The following is a 21,784-nucleotide window of genomic DNA, read 5'->3' as shown; positions in this document are numbered from 1 at the left end:
AGTAGCTCAGCCGAGTGCGGATGCCGCCCCCCTGAACACCAATCCGACCCCGAGTGCCACGACGAGACACGCGGACGCCAGGGGCACCGACCGGCGGACCAGGGCGGTCACCGGGTGGGCGGTCCAGCGCGGACGCCGGTCCATCACCCGGGTCATCCCCGTACCCAGCTTGACGACGGCGAACCCGGCCGCGGTCAGCGTCAGGGCCAGCCCGACGCCGTACGCCACGACGAGCAGCAGTCCGAACCAGGCCTGACCCAGCGCCGCGGCGCCCACGAGGACGACCACGGCGGACGGACTGGGCACGAGCCCGCCGGCGAAGCCGAGGAGGATCGTGCCGCGGAGGGTGGGGGCGGTGGCGTGAGTATGGGTGACACCGCCGTGAGTATGTGCCACGGCGTGTGGGTGGTCGTGGCGGTGATGGTGGTCGTGGTGATGGTGGCGTTCGTGTCCGGAGTGTTCGCGTCCCGCGTGCGTGTGCCCCGCGGGAGCGCCCGCCAGGGCCGACTCGCGTTCCGGTGCCGCCTCGTGCGCATGGGTGTGGTGCCCGTGTGCGGTGCGGTTGTGCCAGGCCCGGCGTACGAGGTTCGCGCCCGCCAGGACCACCAGGACGCCGCTCGCGATGCCGAGCCAGGCGATCACCGAGGGCGTCGCCGCCGAACCGGCCGTGACCAGCAGCCCCAGGGCGACGACGCCCAGGGTGTGGGTGACCGTGACCGAGGCGGCCAGCGGCAGGACGTCCTTCAGCCGGGCCTTGCCGCCGCGCGCCGCCGCCGTCGCGGCCATCAGGGTCTTGCCGTGGCCCGGGGCGAGGGCGTGCATCGCGCCGAGACCGATGGCGATGACCAGCGCGAGGGCGGCGAAGCCGAGCGTGAGGTCGTGGCGGGCGACGAGGTTGTCCAGAGCGCGGGTCCAGCGGTCGGCGCCACGGGGCAGTACGGAGGCGGCCGGGGCGTCCTGGCGCTGCTCGGCGAGGGCCGGGCCGCCGGGTCGCACCCGTACCGACGCGGTGGCCGTGTCGGCCGGCGAGGACAGCAACTCCTTGGGATAACCGGTGAGTTCGTGCGAGATGGACTTCTCCGGCACGTCCGAGGAGGTGAACGTCATACGGTCGCCGCGCGCGGTGATCTCCCGCCAGCCGGGCCCGGAGGAGGCGCCCGCGCTGTGGAAACCGAGGGAGACGGTGTCGCCCTCGGGCAGTGGTGCGGTCAGCTTGCACTCGACGCGGAGCGTGTCGAGCCCGGCCTGCCCGGGGCGCCGGTGCGCGGTGCTGCCGGTGACGGTCAGCTCGGTCCCGCGGCCGTCGACGGTGAGTCTGCTGCCGGCGGCGGCGCTCACGCACCGCCGCCGGGCCCACTCGGTCATGCCCAGCCGCTCGATGGCGGGCCCGGCCTGGGTCGCCGGGATCTCAGCGAGGTCCTCGACGTGGTCGACGCGCAGTTGCCCGGGGGCGGCGACGAGACCGTCGTACCGGTTGACGGTGAAGTTGCCGAGGGGATGCGCGCTCGCGCCGGTGGAGGGGAGGAGCGCGAGCGCGCAGGCGGCCGTGAACACGACCAGGACGGAGGCGATCCTGCGACGGAGCTTCACTTGGCCGCCTCCAGGTTCTTCAGTGCCGTACGGGCCTTGGCCGCGCCCAGCGGTGAGAAGCCGGGGTTCAGCTTCAGGGCCGCGGTGAGGGAGGCGCGGCCCTCCCGGGGGTGACCGGTGGCGAGTTCGATCGTGCCGCGGTGGTAGAGGAAGGACGCGTTGCGGTAGCCGGTGGCGGTGGCCCGGCGGGCGTAGGGGAGGGCCTCTTCGTCCTTGCCGCGCACGTGCAGGGCCCAGGCGAGGGCGTTCGCGGTGTGCACCGTGTGCCGCCGGGCCCACTCGGCGCGTGCCGCACGCAGGGCCGCGGCCTTGTCGCCGTGGTCGGCGGCCGCGAGCGCGGTGTCGAGGTCGGCGTTGACGCCGTTGGCACGGGCGAGGGCGGTCCAGGCGTCGACGAGGGCGTACTGGTCGCCGGCCTTCGCCTTGTCGCCTTCGCCGCCCCGCGCCTCGTACAGTTCGCCGAGTTCGACCAGCGGGCCCGGCAACGGGTAGCGGGAGACGACGAGTTCCATCCCCTTGATCGCCTCGGCCCGGTCACCGCTCGCGGCCTGCGCGCGAGCGCGGCCCTCGAGGGCGGGGAGACAGTCTTCGTCGGCGGCCAGTGCGCGGGCGTGGTAGGTGAGCGCTGCCTTGTAGTCGCCCTGGTTCCAGGCGAGCTGGCCGAGCTGGGCGGCGACGTACGCCACGTCGCCGGGAGAGGTGGCGGTGGCGAGCGCCTGCTGGAGGACGCGGCGCGCGGTGCCGACGTCTCCGCGCAGCTCGCGCACATAGGCGTAGCGCGTGAAGACGGGGACTCCGGGCCGCCGTTCGTCGGCGGTGTCGGCGGCCTTCGCGGCCGCGCCGTACCGGCCGAGTTCGACCAGGGCGTCGATACGGGAGGACAGGGCGCGTTCGCTGTACGGGTTCTGCGTCAGGGCCTCGTCCGCGTAGCTGAGGGCGTGCGCGAAGTCGTGCCGTGCGGCGGCGAGCGCTGCGCGGCCGGACAGGGCCTGGTCGTTGTGCGGGGCCAGTTCGAGGGAGCGCTTCAGGGCCTTGTCCGCCTGCGGGTAGCGGGACGGGTCGCCCTTGGTCCGCGCCTGCTCGACGTACGCGAGCCCGAGGGTGGCCCAGGCGCCGAAGTCCTTGGGCTGCGTGCGGAGATGGGCCTGCACGGCGGCGATGCTCGCGTCGAGGTCCGAGCCGCTCAGCAACCCGGGCGGTACGGCACTGGACGCGGTCGCGACGGACCCCGACCCGCCGTCGCGCACGGCCCCCAGCGCGATGGCCCCACCGGTGAGCGCGACGGCCAGCAGCAGCGCGCACCCGGCGATCCGCCACCGCCGCCCGGCCGCCGAGACCCGCCGTACACGGGTCTCGGCTTCGTCGGGGCCCGGGGTGCCCGCGCTGTGCGGACTTTCGGGCTTCGGGTCGTTCTGGCGCGAGGACATGTCCTCTCCTTGGTCGCCTGGTCGGTCGTCGAAGTCGTGGAGCGGCGCGGCCCGCGCCGTGGGGGATGAGAGGGAGCGGGCCGCGCCAGTAGGAGGGGACCGGGATCAGTACGGACGCTGCATCCGGCGGCGCCACCACGCGAGCGCGGTGCCGATCAGCAGGATCCCGGCCGCGCCCGAGGCCGCCGACGCGGCGACCAGCATGGTGTTGTCGGAGCCGTCGGACGACGAGCCCGCCGGCTTCAGCGCGTCACCCAGTTCGTTGCGCACGTCCGCGCCGCTGGTCGTGCCCTTGGCGAGCGGACCGCGCGAACCGGCCGTCGGCTGGGCCACGTACGGGAAGCTCTTCTCGAACTTCTTGTCGTTGGCGTCCACCGCGTCGCCCAGGTCGTTCTTGGAGCCCACCAGTTCGCCCTCGACCACCTGGAGAGAGGCGTCCACCACGTCGTCGGTCAACCGGCGCCCGTTCGGGAAGCCCGCGTTGTCACCGTCGAGGACACCGAGGCGCTTGGGGCTGGCGGTCGGCTTGACCGAGGTGTTGAGCCGCAGCTCCTCCGCCGGACGCACGTTCGGCGGCTGGTTGAGACCCTTGACGCCCTTCAGGAAGACGTCGACCAGGTCGTTGCGCGGCTCGGCCGGGGCCTTGATCTTGTAGATTCCCTCGATCAGCTTCGGCAGCTCGGGGTTGGTGACGTTCTTCAGGAACTGGCCGTCGTTCCAGGGCGCGGAAGCGTTGAACTTGTCCTTGTCCTTCTGCGGGTTGACGACCTCGTTGACCAGAGGGTTGCCCAGGCGCGAGACCTGCGTGTAGTAACCCTGCGCGTTCCTGCGCTGCGTGGTCGACCAGATGCCGACGACCGGCTGCTTCGCCGACTGCGTGATCAGACTGTTGGGCACCTGCAGGGCGATGGTGTTGACGTTGTAGCCCTTGAGCGTGTCCCGGCCGACCTCGGACAGGTTGCCGCCGTAGAGGAGGTCGAAGACCCGCAGGTCCAGGAAGAAGGGGTCGTCGGCCTGTCCGGCGAAGGTGGACGTGCCGTTCGCCGTCCGGTGGACGGCCTGCGTGCGCAGCTTGCCGTAGTCCGGCATCGACGCCTTGCCGACGTTCGACGGTGCCACCGGCACGTCGTCCGCGACCTTGGTCCTGGAGATCACGCGCTGGTTCTTCAGCCTGATCAGGTCGATGTCGTACGTCTGCGTGATGTTGAGGTCCGGGTCGTCGAGACTGGTGACCGGGCCCGTGTTGTAGAGGAACGTGTTGCCGTTCTTGCGGTGGGTCTTGAAGGTGTAGCGGAAGAGCAGCTCGCCCTGCGCGTCACCGTTGTTGTCGATGTGGATGTCGTACTGCGCGTCGTCCGCGAACGTGTAGAAGTTCGGTCCGCCCGCCGGCTCCTCGAACGGGATCCAGTCCGCCACGATGGTCGTGGTGTCGGGCTTGTCCGGACTGACGAACGCGTACACGTCCGTGTTGTCGTACTGGGGGGTCCCCGAGATCAGCGGGGCCTCCCGGTGAGAGGAGGCGGAGGCCGCCCCCGGTTCCAGCGTGGCCACACCGGCGGCTGCGAGCCCCCCGGCGGCCAGCGCACCACAGATCAGGGTCACGAGGCCCTTGCGCCCCGCTCCGCTCCTGGAGATGTGAGGTGTCATGCCGTCCGTCCTCGATGCCAACTTGCCTGACGCACCGGGATTCGGAGTCGGCCGCGGGGCGGATTGGTCGGCCGGGAAAATTCTTTTCCGGCTGCTCGACCCGCGATTTCGGGCTGTTGATCCGTAACCCCATCCGGAGGTGCGTTCGTTGCGAATGCCTGGTGTGACGAGATGGGCCGGGTGCGGCCGGGGGAAAGGGGGACCGCGTGGATGCGGACGAGCTTCTGGTGCTCGTGGCGGACGGCGACCAGAAGGCATTCGAGGAGCTGTACGGGCTGGTGTCGGGGCCGGTGTTCGGTCTGGTGCGGCGCGTGGTGCGCGATCCGGCCCAGTCGGAGGAGGTGGCCCAGGAGGTGCTGCTCGAACTCTGGCGCTCCGTCGCGCGGTTCGACCCCGGCCGGGGCAGCGCCCTGTCGTGGATCCTCACCCTCGCCCACCGTCGGGCCGTCGACCGGGTGCGCAGCGCCCGCGCGGCCGGCGAACGCGAGCAGCGAGAGGCGCGGCGTGCCCACCACCCCGCCTTCGACCAGGTGTCCGAAGAGGTCGAGGCGGGGCTGGAACGCGAATGGGTGCGCCGCTGCCTGGAGCGGCTCACCGCCCTCCAGCGCCAGTCCGTGACCCTCGCCTACTACGACGGCTACACGTACCGTGAAGTGGCCGAGCGGCTCTCGCTGCCGCTGGGCACGGTGAAGACGAGGATGCGCGACGGGCTGACCCGGCTGCGCGAGTGCCTGGGAGGTGCCGCATGAGCGTCCTCGGCCGGCTGCTGAACCGAGAGGATCCGCACTCCCTCGCCGCCCCCTACGCGCTCGACGCCCTCGAGGCGGACGAGCGGCGCCGCTTCGAGAAGCATCTCGCGCGCTGTGACCGCTGCGTGGCCGAGGTCCGGGCTCTGTGCGAGGACGCGGTGCGCCTCGCCTGGTCCACGGCGGCCCCGGCGCCGGCCGCGCTGCGCGAACGGGTACTGACCGCCGTACGGACCATGCCGCAGGAGCGCGCTCCCGCTCCCTCGCGCGAGCGCGCGCCTCACCTGCCGCCGCACGTCTGGGGCACCCAGCCGCCGCCGGCACGCACCCGTACGCCCCGCACGCGCCCCCTCCTCCTGCTGTTCGCCACGGTGACGGCCGCGGCGGCGCTCGTCGTCGCCGCGCTGTTCGCCGTTCAGGCGGACCAGACCCAGGACCGGCTCGACGCGGAACGGGCGCAGGCGCGTGAGATCGCCCACGTCCTGGCCGCCCCCGACGCCCGCGCGACCAGCAGCGAGGACGCGAGCGGAGCCGGTATCGGAGTGATCGCCTCCGCCTCGGAGGGGCAGGCCGTCGTCACGCTCAGCGGATACGACGCCCCGCCCAGCGGACGCGTGCGCCAGCTGTGGCTCATGCGCCCCGATGTGCAACCGCGCTCCCTCGGGCTCTTCGACGGCGACACGCCCTTGGTCGCCACCGGCCTCACCAAGTCCGCGACGTCACTCGCCGTGACCGTGGAGCCCGACGGGGGGTCAGAACAGCCCACTTCGCAGCCGGTTGCGCAACTCGCCCTGAAATCGGTCGGATTCGGAGAGTAATCATCGAGGAATCGTCAACCTCCTTGTGGGGAAGGTGAATCCTGTGACCGCGATACACGAGTGCCCGGAGGGGACGATAGGGTTACCCTGCCCGGGCCGGGTGGACTCGTTACGGGTGGGGAGTGACATGGAGCAGATAACAGTGCGCAGCAGGGCGAGGGTCCCTGCGATCACCTGCGGGAGCAGCGCGACAAGTTCGCGCCTCGACCGCCATCTCTCGGTGCTGGCGGGTCCCGCCGTACCGCAGCAGAAGGCCGCCGAGGCGACCTCGCTGATGCGTGAGCTGACCACGCGTGACACGGCGCACGAGCGCAGCGACAGGGGTTCGCGGGTGAGCCGCGTCTCACTGTTCGCGCCGCTGCGTCGGCTGCGTCGTTCACTGTTCGGGGGCAACAAGCACTGACACCCCGCGCTCAGGCCGCGACGCCGTCCCGGCGCAACGCTGCGATCTCGTCGTCCGTCATCCCCACGGCACGCAGCAGCGCCGCGGTGTGCTGCCCGAGCGCGGGCAGGTCTCCCCTCCTTGCCTCGTCTCTGCCCGACAAGGTGAGGGGCGGGAGCAGTGCCCGCAGCGGCCCGACCGGCGACCCCACCTCCCACCACCGCTCCCTGGCCGCCGGCTGCGGATGCTCCGCCGGCTCGTGCAGGTTCCTCAGCCGTGCGCACGCGATGCCCGCCGCCTCCAGGCGTGCCGGCGCGGTGTCCGTGTCCAGCACCCTCACATCGCCAGGCTGGAAAGAGCCCTGCGGGCCTAGACCAGCGTGAACTGGCCTTCCGGGCCTTCCTCGCGATGGTCCAGCACCGAGGCCGGCCTGCGGGCCGCCTCCGGTACCGGCAGCACGCCGGCCGTGTGCAGGTCCGTCGTCGTGATCGGTGACGTCACCTTCAACTCGGCCTGCTGCGGGCGTAGTTCCGCGAGCAGGGCCAGGACCGTGATCAGTTCCAGGAGTTCCGACGTCCAGGTCTGTGGCCAGGTGGGCGGGCGGATCGCCGACAAGGTGCCGGGGGGTGCCTCCGCCGTTCTCGCGGTGAACCACTGTTCCAGGACGCGGGCGCCCGCCACCTCGAAGTCCCAGGCCTCCGCGGGCACCGGGGAGATGCGCCCCTCGTCGATGAGCAGGGTCTCCTCGTCGCGGTCGTAGTCGAGGGTGAGCGGTCGGGGCGGGAGCGGGGCGCGGACGTAGGGGCGGCGGCCGCCGGGGAGTTTGGGGCGTTCGCCGTCGCGGCGCATCAGCCAGAGCATGCGATGACCCAACTCGACACCCCTGGACCAGAGTTCCGGGTCCTCGGTGAGGGGGACCGGAAGACCCGGGCGGATCGTCGCCGTGATCCAGGCCAGAACGTCCAGGGGAGTGGCGGGCCGGCCGAGGCGGGTCGACAAGTGGTCGAGCAGGCCCGGCGTCAGGTTGGGTTCCTCGCCGCCCGGGCGGCGGTAGAGAGGGCGGATCCGGCCCGGACGGAGGGCGGGCAGCAGTGACGTCGCCAGTAGGAGCGGGCCCGGGGCGCCGTTCTCGGGGGGCTCCACGGTGAACACCTGGTGCTCGTCGGCCACCCGCCACAATTCCGGGCGTGCCGTGTCGATCAAGCGGTGGTCGGGGATCAGCCACTGCTCGTCGAAGGGCGCCGCCAGGACGCGTACCGGCTCCGGGCAGGGGCCCGAGGCGCGGATCAGTTTCTCCGTGCCGCTGGGCTGGCCGGGGAGCTGGCCGACCGCCGAGTGCGGTGTGCGCGAGCGCGTCGGCTCGAACAGCGTCTCCCGGTCCGGGCCGGCCGCCTTGAGCAGGGCGGCCCAACGGGCCTTCAGGGACGCCGCGTCGGGCGCCGTCGGCCAGGCGCGGCCCAGCCGCAGAGGTGCGACGGACCACGGCATGAGGTCCGCGAGCAGCGGAGCGTCGTCGTGCGTCACGCTGGGCATGGTACGACCTGGTGACGACAGCGGGGTCAGGTGGCGTCCAAGGTCACCGTGAAGGAGAACCGGTCCCCGCGGTAGTGGATGACCGCGACGTCGAGGACCCGGCCGTCCCCGTCGTACGTCACCCCCGTGTAGTGCAGGATCGGGCTGAGCAGCGGCACCTCGAGCAGCCGCGCCGTCTCCGGGTCGGCCAGCCGGGCCTCCACGGTGTCCGTGATGCGGCTGATGTCCGCGCCCACGACGTCCCGCAGCACTTTCGTCATCGGCCAGCGCACCAGGTCGTCCGGGTCGATGCGCCCGGCCAGCGAGGGACGCACGTAGTTGCGGGCGTGGTTGGTCGGCTCGCCGCTCTTCTCGTCGCACCGCAGCCGGTGGTACGTCGCCACCTCGGCCAGGTCCGGGAAGTACTCGGCGACCTCCGCCGGCACCGGCACCCGGCCCCGGTCGAGCAGTTCGGTCGTCATGCCGGACTGCTGGGCCACGATCGCGTCCACCGAGCCGAGGAGCCGCACGGGCGTACCGCGCCGCGCCGGCGGCTCGATGAACGTGCCGCGCCGCCGGTGCCGGCTGATCAGCCCCTCGTCCTCCAGCTCCTTCAGCGCCTGCCGCATGGTCAGCACGCTCACGCCGTAGTGCTCCGCCAGCCGCTCCTCGGTGGGCAGCCGCAGCGAGTCCAGGGGCGAGCGGCCGAGTATCGAGGCGCGCAGCGACTGCGACACCTGGTACCAGAGCGGCAGCTTGCGGTTCAGGACGATCGAGTCCGGAGAAAAGGAGGTCACGGGCTATCCGTACCCGTGCATGAAGGTTCAGTGCAATGGGCGAACGGCGTCATGAAGGCGTGCGGAAGTGGCGCTCGAGGCCTCGCCACACGTCGTCGTACCTCTGCTGCAGGTGCTGCGCCCGTGCGGCGTGCGGTGTCAGCGTCACCGGCCAGCGGGTCTCGAACATGAACGCCAGCCCGTCGTCCAGCTTCTGCGGCCTCAGCTCGGCGGCGCTCGCCCGGTCGAAGGTCTCCCGGTCGGGGCCGTGCGCCGACATCATGTTGTGCAGCGAGCCCCCGCCCGGCACGAAGCCCTCGGACTTCGCGTCGTACGCCCCCTCGATCAGCCCCATGTACTCGCTCATCACGTTCCGGTGGAAGTACGGCGGCCGGAAGGTGTCCTCGCCCACCAGCCAGCGCGGCGCGAACACGACGAAGTCCACGCCCGCCAGGCCCGGGGTGTCGCTCGGCGACGTCAGCACCGTGAAGATCGACGGGTCCGGGTGGTCGTACGAGATGGTGCCGATCACATTGAAGCGACGCAGATCGTAGACGTAGGGCACATGGTTGCCGTGCCAGGCGACGACGTCCAGCGGCGAGTGGTCGTACGTCGCCCGCCACAGGTTGCCGCAGTACTTGTTGACCACCTCCACCGGCTCCTCGACGTCCTCGTACGCGGCGACCGGCGCCCGGAAGTCCCGTGCGTTCGCGAGCCCGTTGGCGCCGATGGGCCCGAGGTCGGGGAGCTGAAAGGGGGCCCCATAGTTCTCGCACACATAACCCCGGGCAGTGTCCTCGAGCAGCTCCACACGGAAGCGCACCCCACGCGGCACCAGCGCCACATGTCCCGGCTCCACATGCAGCAGCCCGAACTCCGTGCGCAGCAGCAGCCCGCCGTGCTCCGGGACGATCAGCAGCTCACCGTCGGCGTCGCTGAAGACCCGCTCCATCGAGGAGTCGGCGTGGTACAGGTGCACGGCCATCCCGGTCCGCTGGGCCGCGTCTCCGTTGCCGCCCAGCGTCCACAGGCCCGCCAGGAAGTCCGTGCCGGGCGGGGGCCCGGGCAGCGGGTTCCAGCGCAGCCGGTTCGGGTCGGGCACGGTCTGGGTGAAGGGGGCCGTGTGGAGCGCGCCGTTGCCGGTGCGGGTGAACGCCGGGTGCGCGGCCGAGGGACGGATCCGGTAGAGCCAGGACCGGCGGTTGTGCGAGCGGGGCTCGGTGAACGCCGTACCGCTGAGCTGCTCCGCGTACAGCCCGAGGGGCGCGCGCTGGGGTGAGTTGCGGCCCTCGGGCAGGGCGCCCGGCACCGCCTCCGAGGCGTGTTCGTTGCCGAACCCCGAGAGATACACCAGTCCCTCGGCGGTCTTCCGTGCGTCCCCGCTCATCATCGCTCCCTTGCGAACCCGATTCCTATGCCACACCGTAGGATTGTGGTTTCCTCGGTGCAAGGGGATCTCGTGCACGCCACGCCCGGCGGGTGTCCGCCTCTCGCGGGGGAGGTGCTCTCCTCCTCGCGGGGAAGGGTGTCTGCTCCTCACGGGGTAGGACGACAACCCGACTCCAGATGGATTCGGAGTGCCGGACCGGTGTTCTACGCTCCCCGGCATGTCGTGGACGCGTGGACTCTGTGCCGCGCTCGCGGTCTGCGTCCTGCTGCTGGTCGCGCCGGCGGGCTGTGGAACCGGCGAGGCGGACGAGCGGAGGGACGGGGAGTCGCCCTCACCGGTGGGCAGGCTCCTCGACGAGACGGACGACGCGGGGCAGCGCTACCGCCAGGTCGACGAGGACGACGCCCCCGAGGTCGGCATCGAGGTGACCCCCGACAGCGTGGACGGCTGGGACGTACGGCTGACCGTCCGCCACTTCCGCTTCTCGCCTCCCGGTGCGAAGTCCGAGGCGAAGGCCGGGCGCGGCCTCGCGCACCTCTTCGTCGACGGCGACCCGGTCGCCCTGCTGAGTACCCCGGCGTACCACCTCGCCGCCCGTATCGTCCCGCACGGCACCCACCATGTCACCGTCCGGCTGTACGCCGACGACGGCACCGTGTGGGCCGTACACGGCAAACCGGTCGAGAGTACGGCCGACGTCACGGCCTCGGAGACGGAGTCGTCACCCATGCCGTGAGCCACGGCAGCGGGGAGCGGCCCGGGCGCGATGAGCGCGCACGCCGTGGACCTCCGTACTGTGGGGTGAGGTTCACGTGATCCCGCCGGAAAGGCATCATGAAGTCCGTGCCCCACGCCGCATCGCTCCGCCGCGCACCCGTCCAACGGCGCAGCGCCGAACGCCTGACCAGGATCCTCGACGCCTGTGCCGACCTCCTCGACGAAGTCGGCTACGACGCCCTGAGCACCCGGGCGGTGGCCGTGCGCGCCGGAGTCCCCATCGGCTCGGTCTACCGGTTCTTCGGCAACAAGCGGCAGATGGCCGACGCGCTGGCCCAGCGCAACCTGGAGCGGTACACCGAGCGCGTCACGGAGCGGCTGACCGACGCGGGCGCGGGCGACTGGCGCGCGGCCATGGACGCCGTGCTCGACGAGTACCTGGCCATGAAGCGCACCGCGCCCGGCTTCTCGCTCGTGGACTTCGGCAACCAGATCCCGGTCGGCGCCCGGGACGCCGAGCCCAACCACCGGGTCGCCGACCGGCTCACGGACCTGCTCTCCGGCTATCTCGGCCGCACGCCGGACGACGCGCTGCGGCGCACCGTCCTGATCGCCGTGGAGACCTCCGACACCCTGGTGCACCTGGCGTTCCGGATGGACGCGCAGGGGGACGAGGCGATCATCGCGGAGACCCGGGAACTGCTGCGCGCGTACCTGGGCCGGGTGCTGGACTGACCTCGCGGCCCACGGGCGGATCTCGGGCGCCGGCCGTGGGCTGGACTGATCGTGCTGCCCACGCGCGGAAACCGACGCTGGTCGCGTGCTGGACCGGCCCACCGCCGACAGGCGGATTTCCGGCGCCGGCCGCGTGCCGGCCCGGCCACGCTGCCCACGGGCCGGAAGTCGATCCTGGTCCCGTGTTCGACCGGTGCCCCGGTCACCGGCGGTTTTCCGACGGGTGTCCGGCGACCCCTCCCTTCCGTGCATACCGGTCGGTATGCTCGCCCTCAGTCCGAGCGCCATCGACGCCGCCGTCCTCCGGGAGGACCCGTGTCCCGCACCGCCCTGCGAATCTGCCCCCTGTGCGAGGCCACCTGCGGGCTGACCCTCACCATCGAGGGCGCCCGTGTCACCGGCGCCCGCGGTGACCGTGACGACGTGTTCAGCCGGGGGTTCATCTGCCCCAAGGGCGCTTCGTTCGGCGCCGTCGACGGCGACCCCGACCGGCTGCGCACCCCGCTCGTCCGTCGCGACGGCGAACTCCGCGAGGCCACCTGGGAGGAAGCGTTCGACGCCGTGGTCGCGGGCATCCGGCCGGTCGTCGAGCGGTACGGCCCGGACGCCGTCGGTGTCGTCCTCGGCAACCCCAACGTGCACACCGTGGCCGGCGCCCTCTATCCGCCGGTGCTGCTCGGCGCCCTGCGCACCCGCAGCCTGTTCACCGCCTCCACGGTCGACCAGATGCCCAAGCACGTCTCCAGCGGGCTCCTGTACGGCGACGCGAACGCCATTCCGGTGCCCGACCTGGACCACACCGACCATCTGCTGCTCATCGGCGCCAACCCCCTGGAGTCCAACGGCAGTCTGTGCACCGCCCCCGACTTCCCGGGCAAGCTCAAGGCGCTCAAGGCCCGCGGCGGCACCCTCACCGTCGTCGACCCGCGCCGCACCCGCACCGCCCGCCTCGCCGACCGGCACATAGCGATCCGCCCCGGCACCGACGCACTGCTGCTCGCGGCGATGGCGCACGTCCTCTTCGACGAAGGCCTCGTCACCCTGGGCGAGTTGGCGCCGCACGTCCTGGGTGTCGAAGAACTCCGAGCAGAAGTAGGTGACTTCACTCCCGAGGCGGTCGCGGAGGCCTGCGACGTGGACGCCGCCACCATCCGCGCCCGCGCCCGCGAACTCGCCGCCGCCCCCACCGCCGCCGTCTACGCCCGCATCGGCAGCTGCACCGTCGCGCACGGCACCCTCGCCAACTGGCTCGTGGACGTCCTCAACATCCTCACCGGCAACCTCGACCGGCCCGGCGGCGCCCTCTTCCCGCAGGCCGCCACCGACAGGACGCCCCGGCCCGCAGGTCCCGGCCACGGCTTCGCGCTCGGCCGCTGGCACTCCCGGGTGAGCCGGCACCCCGAGGCCAAGGGCGAGCTGCCGCTGGCCGCGCTCGCCGAGGAGATCGACACCGCGACCGAGGAGGGCGAGCCGGTCCGGGCGCTCGTCTCGGTCGCCGCCAACCCCGTGCTCTCCGCGCCCGACGGCGACCGTCTCGACAAGGCCCTGGACTCGCTGGACTTCATGGTCAGCGTCGACCCGTATCTGAACGAGACATCGCGCCACGCCCATGTCGTCCTGCCCCCGCCGCCGCCCGCGCAGAGCCCGCACCACGACTTCGCGTTCAACACCCTCGCCGTGCGCAACCAGGTCCGCTACACGCGCCCCGCCGTCCCCCTCGAACCCGGCCGGATGGCCGAGACCGAGATCCTGGCCCGGCTGATCCTCGCCGTCACGGGCATGCACGGCGCCGACCCGGCCACCGTCGACGCGATGGTCGTCGACCAGACCCTCGGCAAGGCGGTCCGCGAGGAACACTCGCCGGTGCACGGCCGCGACCCGAAGGAACTCGCCGCCCAGCTCACCGGCGACACCGGCCCCGAGCGGCGGCTCGACATGATGCTGCGCCTCGGTCCCTACGGCGACGGCTTCGGCGTACGACCCGACGGGCTGACCCTGGAGCAGCTGCTGGCCCACCCGCACGGCATGGACCTCGGCCCGCTGCGCCCGCGTCTGCCGCAGCCGCTGAAGACCCGCAGCGGCAAGGTCGAGCTGCTGCCGGAGCCGGTCGCCGCCGACCTGCCCCGGCTGCGGGCCGCCCTGCGGGAGCGGCCCACCGGGCTCGTCCTCGTCGGCCGCCGCCATCTGCGCTCCAACAACAGCTGGATGCACAACGTGCCCGCCCTGACCGGCGGTTCCAACCGCTGCACGCTGCACATCCACCCGGAGGACGCGGAACGTCTGGGGGTGCGCGACGGGGCCGACGTGCGCGTGAAGGGTGCCGGGGGAGAGGTGACCGCGCCGGCCGAGGTCACCGACGCGGTGCGGCCGGGCGTGGTGAGCCTGCCGCACGGCTGGGGCCACGACCGTCCCGGCACCCGGCTGACCCACGCGGCGAACAACCCCGGAGTCAACGTCAACCAGCTCCTGGACGGCAGCCTGCTCGAGCCGCTGTCCGGCAACGCGGTCCTCAACGGCATCCCCGTCGAGCTGACCGCGCGGCTGTGACCTTCACTTTTTTACTGGTTCAACGCGCTGCACACGGTGGCCCTGCTCACCGCCGTGATCACGGAGTGGCTGCCGACCCCGGTGCTGTTCCTGCTCGCCGCCGCGCTCGCCCGCACCGTCACCTTCCCGCTCACGCCCGACCAGAAGGCCCGGATCGCCGCGCACGCCGAGAACGTCATCGTGCCCGTACTCGCCGAGGCCGGACAGGCGCACGGCGTACCCACCCTCGAGATCACCCGCGCCCCCCTCGTCGGACAGCCGCTGCACATGTCGAGCCACCTCGTGCCGCCGTATACGTCCTCGTCGGCATGGCCGAGGTCGAGTTCGGCGACCACACGCGCTTCGTGGCCAAGCGGCGGCCCTGCCTTCACTCGTGGTTCTCGGGGCAGGGATCCTGTTCGGCAGCATCTGATCGTTCGACGGAGGTCATCACCATGGAGCCCGGGAGGAACCGCGGCTGGCTGCTCCGCCTCGTCATAGCCTTCGGCTTCGCGCAGGGGGCGGTGTCGATGGCCCGGCCCGCCGTGTCCTACCGAGCCCTCGCCCTCGGCGCCGACGAGCGGGCCGTCGGCGTCATCGCGGGTGTGTTCGCGCTGCTGCCGCTCTTCGCCGCCGTACCGCTCGGCCGGCGCACCGATGACGGACGTGCCGCGCCCCTCCTGCCCGTCGGCGTCGTCCTCATCGCGGCCAGCTGCGCGCTCAGCGGCATCGCGAACTCGCTGGGGACGATGGCCCTGTGGAGCGGGGTGATGGGCCTCGGCCACCTCTGTTTCGTGATCGGCGCCCAGTCGCTGGTGGCCCGCCAGTCCGCCCCGCACGAACAGGACCGCAACTTCGGCCACTTCACCATCGGCGCATCCCTCGGCCAGCTCGGCGGCCCGATCGCGGCCGGCGTACTGATCGGCGGTCCCGACATGGCCGGCACCAGCGCGCTCGCGCTGATGGTCGCGGGCGCGGGCGCCGCGGTCGCGTTCACCTCGCTGTGGCGCATCGAGGACCGTACGGCCGTGACGTCCCGCACCGCACCGGGCGACCGGGTCGCGGTCGGCGGCATCCTACGCGCCCGGGGTGTGCCCGCGGGCATGCTGATCAGCCTGTCCGTACTGTCCGCGACCGATGTCCTCACCGCCTATCTCCCGGTCGTCGGCGAACACCGTGCCATCGCCCCGTCGGTGATCGGTGTCCTGCTCAGCCTGCGCGCCGGGGCCACCATCGCCTGCCGGCTCGTCCTCACTCCGCTGCTGCGGCTGCTCGGCCGCCCGGCCCTGCTCACCGTGACCTGCCTGCTCGCGGCGCTGCTGTGCGCGGGCATCGCGCTGCCGGTGCCCGTGTGGGCCCTCGCCCTGATCCTCACCGCGCTCGGCTTCTGCCTGGGCGTCGGTCAGCCGCTGTCCATGACTACGGTCGTGCAGGCCGCCCCCGACGGCGCCCGCTCCACCGCCCTCGCCCTACGGCTCACCGGCAACCGACTCGGTCAGGTCGCCGCGCCCGCCGCCGCGGGTCTGGTCGCCGGAGTGGCGGGCGTGGCGGCCCCGTTCGTGATGCTGGGCGGGCTCCTGCTGCTGTCGGCGGGGGTCGCGGTACGGTCACCGGCGAAGCCGGTCGCGCGCCCTGAGCCCGTGCCCGGGACGACACGAACCCGCGCCCGGCGCTGAACCTCGGCGTCCGATTCCGCTCCGACCTGCCGCTTCGTGGCCGTCCCGGCACGTGTCTTCCCCCGGCCGGGCACATTCCGTTGACTTCCGTGACTCACGGCTCCGTACGACCCGCACGTGGCCTCCGACCCACGGAGCACCCGTCACAGCGCTCTGGTGAGCACCCGGGGACACCTGTCATGACACGCGCCATCTCCCTGCACGACGTGAGCAAGTCCTGCACACACGGAGTCCGCGTCGTGGACCGGCTCTCGTTGGACATCGCCGCCGGCGACTTCCTCGTCCTGCTCGGACCCTCCGGCTGCGGCAAGTCCACCGTGCTGCGGTGATCGCCGGCCTCGAGGACATGGACGAGGGCGAGGTGCTGCTGGACGGGCAGGTCGCGGGCGACCTTCAGCCGTCCGCCCGGGGCATCGCCATGGTCTTCCAGAACTTCGCGCCCTACCCGACCATGCCGAGCCGCGACAATATCGGCTTCCCACTGCGCATCGAGACCCCCGGCGCGGACCCGCGCCCCCGTGCGGACGCCACCGCCCGCATGCTGGGCATCGAGGACCTCCTCACCGGCTCCCGGTCCGCCTTCGTACCGGAGTTGGAGGCCCCGCGTCCGGCCGGCCGCGCGCGGCGCCCTCGCCGTACGGGCCCGAACGTGCTCGACCGCCTCCGGGACAAGACAGGCGCGCTGCGGGCCGGGCCGGTGGTGGTGCTGGAGCACCCTGCCGACGCCGAACCCGAACCCGTGCCCCGGGAGGGCCGGCTGCCCGGCGACCTCGTCGTGCGCACCACGCCCGACATCCACCTCCGGCACGGCATGCACGTGCCGCTCCTCGTCGACATCGCCCACCTGTTCGTGTTCGACCAGCACGGCGAACGCATCTGCCCGTCCCCGGCGCGGCTGCCCGACCTGGAGGAGTGGGAGAGCTAGGGAAAGGTGCATGACCAAGCACCTCACCCGGACCCGGGCCGGCCTGGCCGCCGCCGGAGTCGTGCTGGCCGCAGCGGCCCCGACCGCCTACGCCTCCCTCACCGAGGAAGCCCCGAAGCGCGGAAACCCGTACGTCGAGACCCGGCTCCTCTTCGGCACCGCGCGCCCGGACGGCGGACCGGCGGTGACCGACCGGCAGTTCATGGCCTTCGTCGACCATGAGGTCACCCCCGACTTCCCCGACGGGCTCACCGTGCAGAGCGGGCGCGGGCAGTGGCGGGACGCGCACGGCACGATCGAGAAGGAGCGGTCGTACGAGCTGATCCTGCTGTATCCCGTGGCACAGGAGGACGCGAGCGACCGCAAGATCGAGGAGATCCGCCGCGCCTACGAGAAGGTTTTCGGGCAGGAGTCCGTGGGCCGGGTGGACGAACGGGCGCAGGTCGACTTCTGAGGCCTTCCGCTTCGGCTCGAAGCCCCCTGGCGCCCAAAAACTATCGCCGCTAGTTTGTGAGCCGGACGACGCAGCCCCGCCGGGAGGAAACAACATGAAGGCACACGACGGCCTCTACATCGACGGCGCCTGGCGCCCGGCCGAGGGCCATGACGTGATCGAGGTCGTGAACCCGGCCGACGAGCAGGCCATCGGCCAGGTCCCGGCGGGCACCGCCGCGGATGTCGACGCGGCCGTACGGGCCGCCCGTGCCGCCCTCCCGGCCTGGGCCGCGACCGCGCCCGCCGAGCGTGCGGCCCGGCTGGCGGCTCTGCGGGACGTGCTCGTGGCCCGCAAGGACGAGATCGCCGAGACGGTCACCGCCGAGCTGGGCGCGCCCCTGGCGTTCTCGCAGACCGTCCACGCGGGCGTGCCGATCGCGGTGGCCGGCTCGTACGCCGAACTGGCCGCGGCCCACGCCTTCGAGGAGAAGGTCGGCAACTCGACCGTGTATCAGGAACCGGTCGGTGTGGTCGGCGCGATCACCCCCTGGAACTACCCGCTCCACCAGATCGTCGCCAAGGTCGCCCCGGCGCTGGCCGCGGGCTGCACGGTCGTCCTGAAGCCCGCCGAGAACACCCCGCTCACCGCCCAGCTGTTCGCCGAGGCGATCCATGAAGCGGGTGTCCCCGCGGGCGTGTTCAACCTGGTCACCGGTCTCGGCCCGGTCGCCGGACAGGCCCTGGCCGAACACCCCGGCGTCGACCTCGTCTCCTTCACCGGCTCCACAGCCGTCGGCAAGCGCATCGGCGCCGCCGCGGGCGCGGCCGTCAAGAGGGTCGCACTCGAACTCGGCGGCAAGTCCGCCAACGTCATCCTGCCGAGCGCCGACCTCGCCAAGGCGGTGGCGGTCGGCGTGGCCAACGTGATGTCCAACTCCGGCCAGACGTGCAGCGCCTGGACGCGCATGCTCGTGCACAGCGACCAGTACGACGAGGCCGTGGAGCTCGCGGCGGCGGCCGCCGCCAAGTACGGCGACCGCATCGGCCCGGTCGTCAGCGCCCGGCAGCAGGCCCGGGTGCGGGGGTACATCGAGAAGGGCGTGGCCGAGGGCGCCCGCCTGATCGCGGGCGGCCCCGAAGCCCCGCGCGAGAAGGGCTACTTCATCAGCCCCACGGTCTTCGCGGACGTCACCCCCGAGATGACGATCGCCCAGGAGGAGATCTTCGGGCCGGTCCTCACGATCCTCCGCTACGAGGACGAGGAGGAGGCCCTGCGTATCGCCAACGGCACGGTCTACGGCCTCGCCGGCGCCGTCTGGGCCGCCGACGAGGGCGAGGCGGTGGCCTTCGCCCGGCGTATGGACACCGGTCAGGTCGACATCAACGGCGGCCGCTTCAATCCGCTGGCACCCTTCGGCGGGTACAAGCAGTCCGGCGTCGGCCGGGAACTCGGCGCACACGGACTCGCCGAGTACCTCCAGACCAAGTCCCTCCAGTTCTAAGGGAGTCACGAGCCATGGCCGTACGTGCCGTCGTCCTGCCCGCCGTCGGGGCACCCCTGAAGATCACCGAGGTCGACCTGCCGGACCCGGGCCCCGGACAGGTCCGCGTCCGCCTCGCCGCAGCGGGCGTCTGCCACTCCGACCTGTCCCTGTCCGACGGCACGATGCGCGTGCCGGTACCGGCCGTCCTCGGCCACGAGGGCGCGGGCACGGTGGTCGCCGTGGGGGAGGGGGTCACCCATGTGGCACCCGGCTCCCCGGTGGTCCTCAACTGGGCCCCGTCCTGTGGTAGTTGCCATGTCTGTACCCTCGGTGAGGTCTGGCTGTGCGCCGACGCGCTCACCGGCGCCGCCGACGTCTACGCCCGCACGGTGGACGGCACCGACCTCCACCCGGGCCTGAACGTGGCGGCGTTCGCCGAGGAGACGGTGGTCGCCGCCTCCTGCGTCCTGCCCCTCCCGGACGGCGTACCCCTCACCGACGCTGCCCTCCTCGGCTGCGCCCTCCTCACCGGCTACGGAGCCGTCCACCACTCGGCACGGGTCCAACCCGGCGAGACGGTCGCGGTGTTCGGCGTCGGCGGAGTCGGCCTCGCCACCCTCCAGTCGGCCCGCGTCGCGGGAGCGTCGCGCATCATCGCCGTGGACGTGACCCCGGAGAAGGAGGAACTCGCACGAGGCGCGGGTGCCACCGACTACGTGGTCGCCTCCGAGAACACCCCGCGCGAGATCCGCGCCCTCACCGCCAGGCAGGGTGTCGACGTCTCGATCGAGTGCGTGGGCCGCGCGGTCAGCATCCGCGCCGCCTGGGAGTCCACCCGCCGGGGCGGCCGTACGACGGTCGTCGGCATCGGTGGCAAGGACCAGCAGGTCACCTTCAACGCCCTGGAGATCTTCCATTGGGGCAGGACCCTCTCCGGCTGCGTGTACGGCAACTCCGACCCGGCCAGGGACGTACCGATCCTCGCCGAACACGTCCGGGCGGGTCGCCTCGACCTGTCCGCACTGGTCACGGAACGGATCGCCCTGGACGGCATCCCGGCCGCGTTCGAGAACATGCTGGCGGGCAAGGGCGGCCGGGCGCTGGTGGTGTTCTGACCGTCAGGAGACCTGCTCGGGGCGCGGTTCCGCTACCGGGGTCGGGGTGGTGACCCGGTGCGACCTGGACCGGGACACCGCCACACCCGCCAGACACAGCACACCGCCCGCGAGCGTCAGCACACCCGGCACCTCACCGAGCGCCAGCCAGGACATCAGCACGACCAGCGCGGGTACGGCGTAGGTCGTGGCGCCCATACGGCTGGCGGTCGTCCGCGCGAGGGCATACGCCCAGGTACTGAAGGCGATCGCCGTGGGAAACACCCCCAGATAGACCATGTTGAGCGTCGCGGACACGGGCGCGTGCGCGACCTCATGGACCAGCTGCCCGGCGAACGGCAGACAGGCCACGGCGCCGACGAGACACCCGAAGGTCGTCACCTGAAGCGCACTGCCCCTGGCGAGGGCGGGCTTCTGCGCGACGACGCCGCCCGCATAGGCGACCGCGGCGAGCAGACACAACACCACGCCGAGCAGGGTGGACCCGCCTCCACCCGACATGGACAACCCCACGGTGACCGCACCGGCGAACGACACCGCCATGCCCGCAAGCAGCCGGGGCGGCATCGGATCACCGAGCAACCGGGCCCCGAGCAGGGCGATGAGCAGGGGTCCGACGTTCACCACGAGTGCGGCGGTTCCCGCGTCGACCTGCTGCTCACCCCAGTTGAGGGCGACCATGTAGAACCCGAACCACAACACCCCCGATATCGCGATCCCCCGCCACGCGGCCCGCGGCGGCCACCCTTCCCGCCGTACGGCCCATATCGCCCCGAGCACGAGGACCCCCGCGAGCAACCGCCCGAGCGCCAGCGCCCCGGGCGAATAGGCGGCACCCGCACTACGGATGGACACAAAGGCGGAGGCCCACAACACGACGGTGACCAGCGCGGCACCGGCGGCACGCGGGTCGGGCGGGGAGGAGGAGTGCTTCATCATGCTCCTGAGGCTAGACAGCGACATGGGACAGGGGCTGGCGGAAAACGGACGGCGTGAGGGTCACTCGGGGGCAGGTCGAATGGGCGGCAAGTCACATATAGGGGGCGCGGGGGCTGCGCGACCAGCCCAAACGCAACCCGAAGTCGGCACCGCACAGCCCCCACCTCGCCAGCCGCTCACAACTCCCCGGCATCGAAACCCAAGAGGTCGAAAAACACCCGTTCCCCCACCGACGTCACCTTCACAGCCCTGGCGGAGCCAACCCGCACGCACCACCCCACATCCAGCGCGTGCCGGCACAACGCGGCCCCCGCCGCACCGGCCAGGTGCGGCCGTCGCTCGGTCCAATCCAGACACGCCCGGGCCATGGGCCGCCGAGCCGACCGATCGAGCGGAATCCCGGCCGAGGCGAACCACTCCACCCCCGCATCGGTCAGCGCGAACCCGGTGTCCTGCCGCAACAGGCCCCGGAGGGTCATCGCGTCGGTCACCGCGATACCGAGCCGCCCCGCGAAATGGTCGTAACAGGTACGCCCCCGAGCCATCGCGGACTCGGCACTCGCCCGTCGCAGACTGCGCACGGGCCCACGTGAAGCCGCCGCAGGCGCCACGGCCGCCAGCTCCTCCACGAGCTGCGCAACCCGCGCATCGGCCAGCCGTACATACCGATGCCGTCCCTGCCGTTCCTCGGCGAGCAGCCCGCCCCCGACAAGCTTGCTGAGATGCTCACTCAGCGTGGACGGCGCGACCCCGGCGTGCCGCGCCAGCTCACCCGCCGTCCAGGCCCGTCCGTCCAGCAGCGCCAGCAGACATGCGGCCCGCGTCTCGTCGGCGATCAGTCCGGCGAGCGCCGCGAGCCCCGGGGCCTGCGGATCCTTGGCGGAGGTGGCGGAGGTCATGCACCCAGCATGCGCCACGCACACTTCGGCGCTCACCGAAGTGTC

Annotated in this window: 18 protein-coding genes and 3 pseudogenes; 12 read left to right on the top strand and 9 right to left on the bottom strand. The window is 72.2% G+C overall.

The features are described from left to right. Positions 1–6 precede the first annotated feature (6 nt). The 3 genes from IEZ19_RS05470 to IEZ19_RS05460 all read right to left on the bottom strand — a co-directional run bounded on the left by IEZ19_RS05470 (position 7) and on the right by IEZ19_RS05460 (position 4,664). A complete protein-coding gene (locus IEZ19_RS05470) occupies positions 7–1,590 on the bottom strand; it encodes a HoxN/HupN/NixA family nickel/cobalt transporter (RefSeq protein ID WP_189309832.1) in 1,584 nt (527 codons plus the stop codon). Continuing rightward, positions 1,587–3,017 carry a tetratricopeptide repeat protein gene (locus IEZ19_RS05465; RefSeq protein ID WP_189309831.1) on the bottom strand — a complete coding sequence of 477 codons (1,431 nt, stop codon included), beginning with the start codon at positions 3,015–3,017 and terminating at the stop codon, positions 1,587–1,589. The genes IEZ19_RS05470 and IEZ19_RS05465 overlap by 4 nt, the downstream gene beginning before the upstream one ends. A 105-nt stretch (positions 3,018–3,122) precedes the next feature. Beyond that, a complete protein-coding gene (locus tag IEZ19_RS05460; RefSeq protein WP_189309830.1) occupies positions 3,123–4,664 on the bottom strand; it encodes a DUF4331 domain-containing protein in 1,542 nt (513 codons plus the stop codon). Between the two features lie 206 nt (positions 4,665–4,870). Between IEZ19_RS05460 and IEZ19_RS05455 the strand changes: the two genes are divergently transcribed. The 3 genes from IEZ19_RS05455 (at position 4,871) to IEZ19_RS05445 (ending at position 6,631) form a co-directional block, all read left to right on the top strand. Beyond that, on the top strand, positions 4,871–5,413 hold the full coding sequence (locus IEZ19_RS05455) for a sigma-70 family RNA polymerase sigma factor (RefSeq protein WP_189309829.1): 543 nt from the start codon (positions 4,871–4,873) through the stop codon (positions 5,411–5,413). Beyond that, the gene (locus tag IEZ19_RS05450; RefSeq protein WP_189309828.1) at positions 5,410–6,228 is read left to right on the top strand and encodes an anti-sigma factor; all 819 of its coding nucleotides are present in this window, start codon (positions 5,410–5,412) and stop codon (positions 6,226–6,228) included. The genes IEZ19_RS05455 and IEZ19_RS05450 overlap by 4 nt, the downstream gene beginning before the upstream one ends. 127 nt (positions 6,229–6,355) lie before the next feature. After that, on the top strand, positions 6,356–6,631 hold the full coding sequence (locus tag IEZ19_RS05445; RefSeq protein ID WP_189309827.1) for a hypothetical protein: 276 nt from the start codon (positions 6,356–6,358) through the stop codon (positions 6,629–6,631). Between the two features lie 10 nt (positions 6,632–6,641). On the opposite strand, the pseudogene IEZ19_RS05440 reads toward IEZ19_RS05445, so the two are convergent. The 4 genes and pseudogenes from IEZ19_RS05440 to hmgA all read right to left on the bottom strand — a co-directional run. After that, positions 6,642–6,941 (bottom strand): annotated as a pseudogene (locus tag IEZ19_RS05440) (CoA transferase); the annotation flags it as partial. 38 nt (positions 6,942–6,979) lie between these two features. Continuing rightward, positions 6,980–8,143, bottom strand: coding sequence for a type ISP restriction/modification enzyme (locus tag IEZ19_RS05435; protein WP_189309826.1), 1,164 nt, complete (start codon positions 8,141–8,143; stop codon positions 6,980–6,982). A 26-nt stretch (positions 8,144–8,169) separates the two neighbouring features. After that, entirely contained in the window at positions 8,170–8,919 is a 750-nt protein-coding gene (locus IEZ19_RS05430) for a GntR family transcriptional regulator (protein ID WP_189309825.1), read from the bottom strand. 49 nt (positions 8,920–8,968) lie between these two features. After that, positions 8,969–10,285 carry a homogentisate 1,2-dioxygenase gene (hmgA, locus tag IEZ19_RS05425; protein WP_189309824.1) on the bottom strand — a complete coding sequence of 439 codons (1,317 nt, stop codon included), beginning with the start codon at positions 10,283–10,285 and terminating at the stop codon, positions 8,969–8,971. A 220-nt stretch (positions 10,286–10,505) separates the two neighbouring features. On the opposite strand from hmgA, the gene IEZ19_RS05420 reads away from it, so the two are divergent. From IEZ19_RS05420 to IEZ19_RS05380, 9 genes and pseudogenes are all read left to right on the top strand, one after another. Beyond that, positions 10,506–11,024 (top strand): hypothetical protein, encoded by a 519-nt coding sequence (locus tag IEZ19_RS05420; protein ID WP_189309823.1) that lies wholly within the window; start codon positions 10,506–10,508, stop codon positions 11,022–11,024. Between the two features lie 98 nt (positions 11,025–11,122). Beyond that, positions 11,123–11,740, top strand: a complete 618-nt coding sequence (locus tag IEZ19_RS05415; RefSeq protein WP_189309822.1) for a TetR/AcrR family transcriptional regulator — start codon at positions 11,123–11,125, stop codon at positions 11,738–11,740. Between the two features lie 315 nt (positions 11,741–12,055). Beyond that, positions 12,056–14,287 carry a molybdopterin oxidoreductase family protein gene (locus tag IEZ19_RS05410; RefSeq protein ID WP_189309821.1) on the top strand — a complete coding sequence of 744 codons (2,232 nt, stop codon included), beginning with the start codon at positions 12,056–12,058 and terminating at the stop codon, positions 14,285–14,287. Between the two features lie 12 nt (positions 14,288–14,299). Continuing rightward, positions 14,300–14,699: pseudogene (locus IEZ19_RS05405) on the top strand (citrate:proton symporter); the annotation flags it as partial. 22 nt (positions 14,700–14,721) lie between these two features. Continuing rightward, positions 14,722–15,942 carry an MFS transporter gene (locus IEZ19_RS05400; RefSeq protein ID WP_189309820.1) on the top strand — a complete coding sequence of 407 codons (1,221 nt, stop codon included), beginning with the start codon at positions 14,722–14,724 and terminating at the stop codon, positions 15,940–15,942. A 179-nt stretch (positions 15,943–16,121) separates the two neighbouring features. Beyond that, positions 16,122–16,867: pseudogene (locus IEZ19_RS05395) on the top strand (ATP-binding cassette domain-containing protein). A 10-nt stretch (positions 16,868–16,877) separates the two neighbouring features. Then, positions 16,878–17,321: a DUF3574 domain-containing protein gene (locus tag IEZ19_RS05390; protein WP_189309819.1), complete on the top strand. Its 444-nt coding sequence runs from the start codon at positions 16,878–16,880 to the stop codon at positions 17,319–17,321. Between the two features lie 94 nt (positions 17,322–17,415). After that, positions 17,416–18,804: an aldehyde dehydrogenase family protein gene (locus IEZ19_RS05385; protein WP_189309818.1), complete on the top strand. Its 1,389-nt coding sequence runs from the start codon at positions 17,416–17,418 to the stop codon at positions 18,802–18,804. A gap of 14 nt (positions 18,805–18,818) precedes the next feature. After that, the gene (locus IEZ19_RS05380; RefSeq protein ID WP_189309817.1) at positions 18,819–19,901 is read left to right on the top strand and encodes a Zn-dependent alcohol dehydrogenase; all 1,083 of its coding nucleotides are present in this window, start codon (positions 18,819–18,821) and stop codon (positions 19,899–19,901) included. A 3-nt stretch (positions 19,902–19,904) separates the two neighbouring features. Here IEZ19_RS05380 and IEZ19_RS05375 read toward each other — a convergent pair whose 3' ends face one another. Next, positions 19,905–20,840, bottom strand: a complete 936-nt coding sequence (locus IEZ19_RS05375) for a DMT family transporter (protein WP_189309816.1) — start codon at positions 20,838–20,840, stop codon at positions 19,905–19,907. 176 nt (positions 20,841–21,016) lie between these two features. Continuing rightward, a complete protein-coding gene (locus IEZ19_RS05370) occupies positions 21,017–21,739 on the bottom strand; it encodes an ArsR/SmtB family transcription factor (protein ID WP_189309815.1) in 723 nt (240 codons plus the stop codon). Positions 21,740–21,784: the final 45 nt, after the last annotated feature.

The organism is Streptomyces brasiliensis (assembly GCF_014647875.1).
Classification (GTDB): domain Bacteria; phylum Actinomycetota; class Actinomycetes; order Streptomycetales; family Streptomycetaceae; genus Streptomyces; species Streptomyces brasiliensis.
The sequence above is the reverse complement of the archived record's forward strand: the minus strand, read 5'-3'. Positions and strand labels throughout refer to the sequence as shown.

What these genes read in the sequence shown, in the direction of transcription:
- IEZ19_RS05450 (WP_189309828.1), top strand. Translation starts at nt 5,410, where the DNA reads ATGAGCGTCCTCGGCCGGCTGCTGAACCGAGAGGATCCGCACTCCCTC.
- IEZ19_RS05445 (WP_189309827.1), top strand. Translation starts at nt 6,356, where the DNA reads ATGGAGCAGATAACAGTGCGCAGCAGGGCGAGGGTCCCTGCGATCACC.
- hmgA (WP_189309824.1), bottom strand. Translation starts at nt 10,285, where the DNA reads ATGAGCGGGGACGCACGGAAGACCGCCGAGGGACTGGTGTATCTCTCG.
- IEZ19_RS05380 (WP_189309817.1), top strand. Translation starts at nt 18,819, where the DNA reads ATGGCCGTACGTGCCGTCGTCCTGCCCGCCGTCGGGGCACCCCTGAAG.
- IEZ19_RS05415 (WP_189309822.1), top strand. Translation starts at nt 11,123, where the DNA reads ATGAAGTCCGTGCCCCACGCCGCATCGCTCCGCCGCGCACCCGTCCAA.
- IEZ19_RS05385 (WP_189309818.1), top strand. Translation starts at nt 17,416, where the DNA reads ATGAAGGCACACGACGGCCTCTACATCGACGGCGCCTGGCGCCCGGCC.
- IEZ19_RS05460 (WP_189309830.1), bottom strand. Translation starts at nt 4,664, where the DNA reads ATGACACCTCACATCTCCAGGAGCGGAGCGGGGCGCAAGGGCCTCGTG.
- IEZ19_RS05370 (WP_189309815.1), bottom strand. Translation starts at nt 21,739, where the DNA reads ATGACCTCCGCCACCTCCGCCAAGGATCCGCAGGCCCCGGGGCTCGCG.
- IEZ19_RS05420 (WP_189309823.1), top strand. Translation starts at nt 10,506, where the DNA reads ATGTCGTGGACGCGTGGACTCTGTGCCGCGCTCGCGGTCTGCGTCCTG.
- IEZ19_RS05400 (WP_189309820.1), top strand. Translation starts at nt 14,722, where the DNA reads ATGGAGCCCGGGAGGAACCGCGGCTGGCTGCTCCGCCTCGTCATAGCC.
- IEZ19_RS05435 (WP_189309826.1), bottom strand. Translation starts at nt 8,143, where the DNA reads ATGCCCAGCGTGACGCACGACGACGCTCCGCTGCTCGCGGACCTCATG.
- IEZ19_RS05390 (WP_189309819.1), top strand. Translation starts at nt 16,878, where the DNA reads ATGACCAAGCACCTCACCCGGACCCGGGCCGGCCTGGCCGCCGCCGGA.
- IEZ19_RS05465 (WP_189309831.1), bottom strand. Translation starts at nt 3,017, where the DNA reads ATGTCCTCGCGCCAGAACGACCCGAAGCCCGAAAGTCCGCACAGCGCG.
- IEZ19_RS05375 (WP_189309816.1), bottom strand. Translation starts at nt 20,840, where the DNA reads ATGATGAAGCACTCCTCCTCCCCGCCCGACCCGCGTGCCGCCGGTGCC.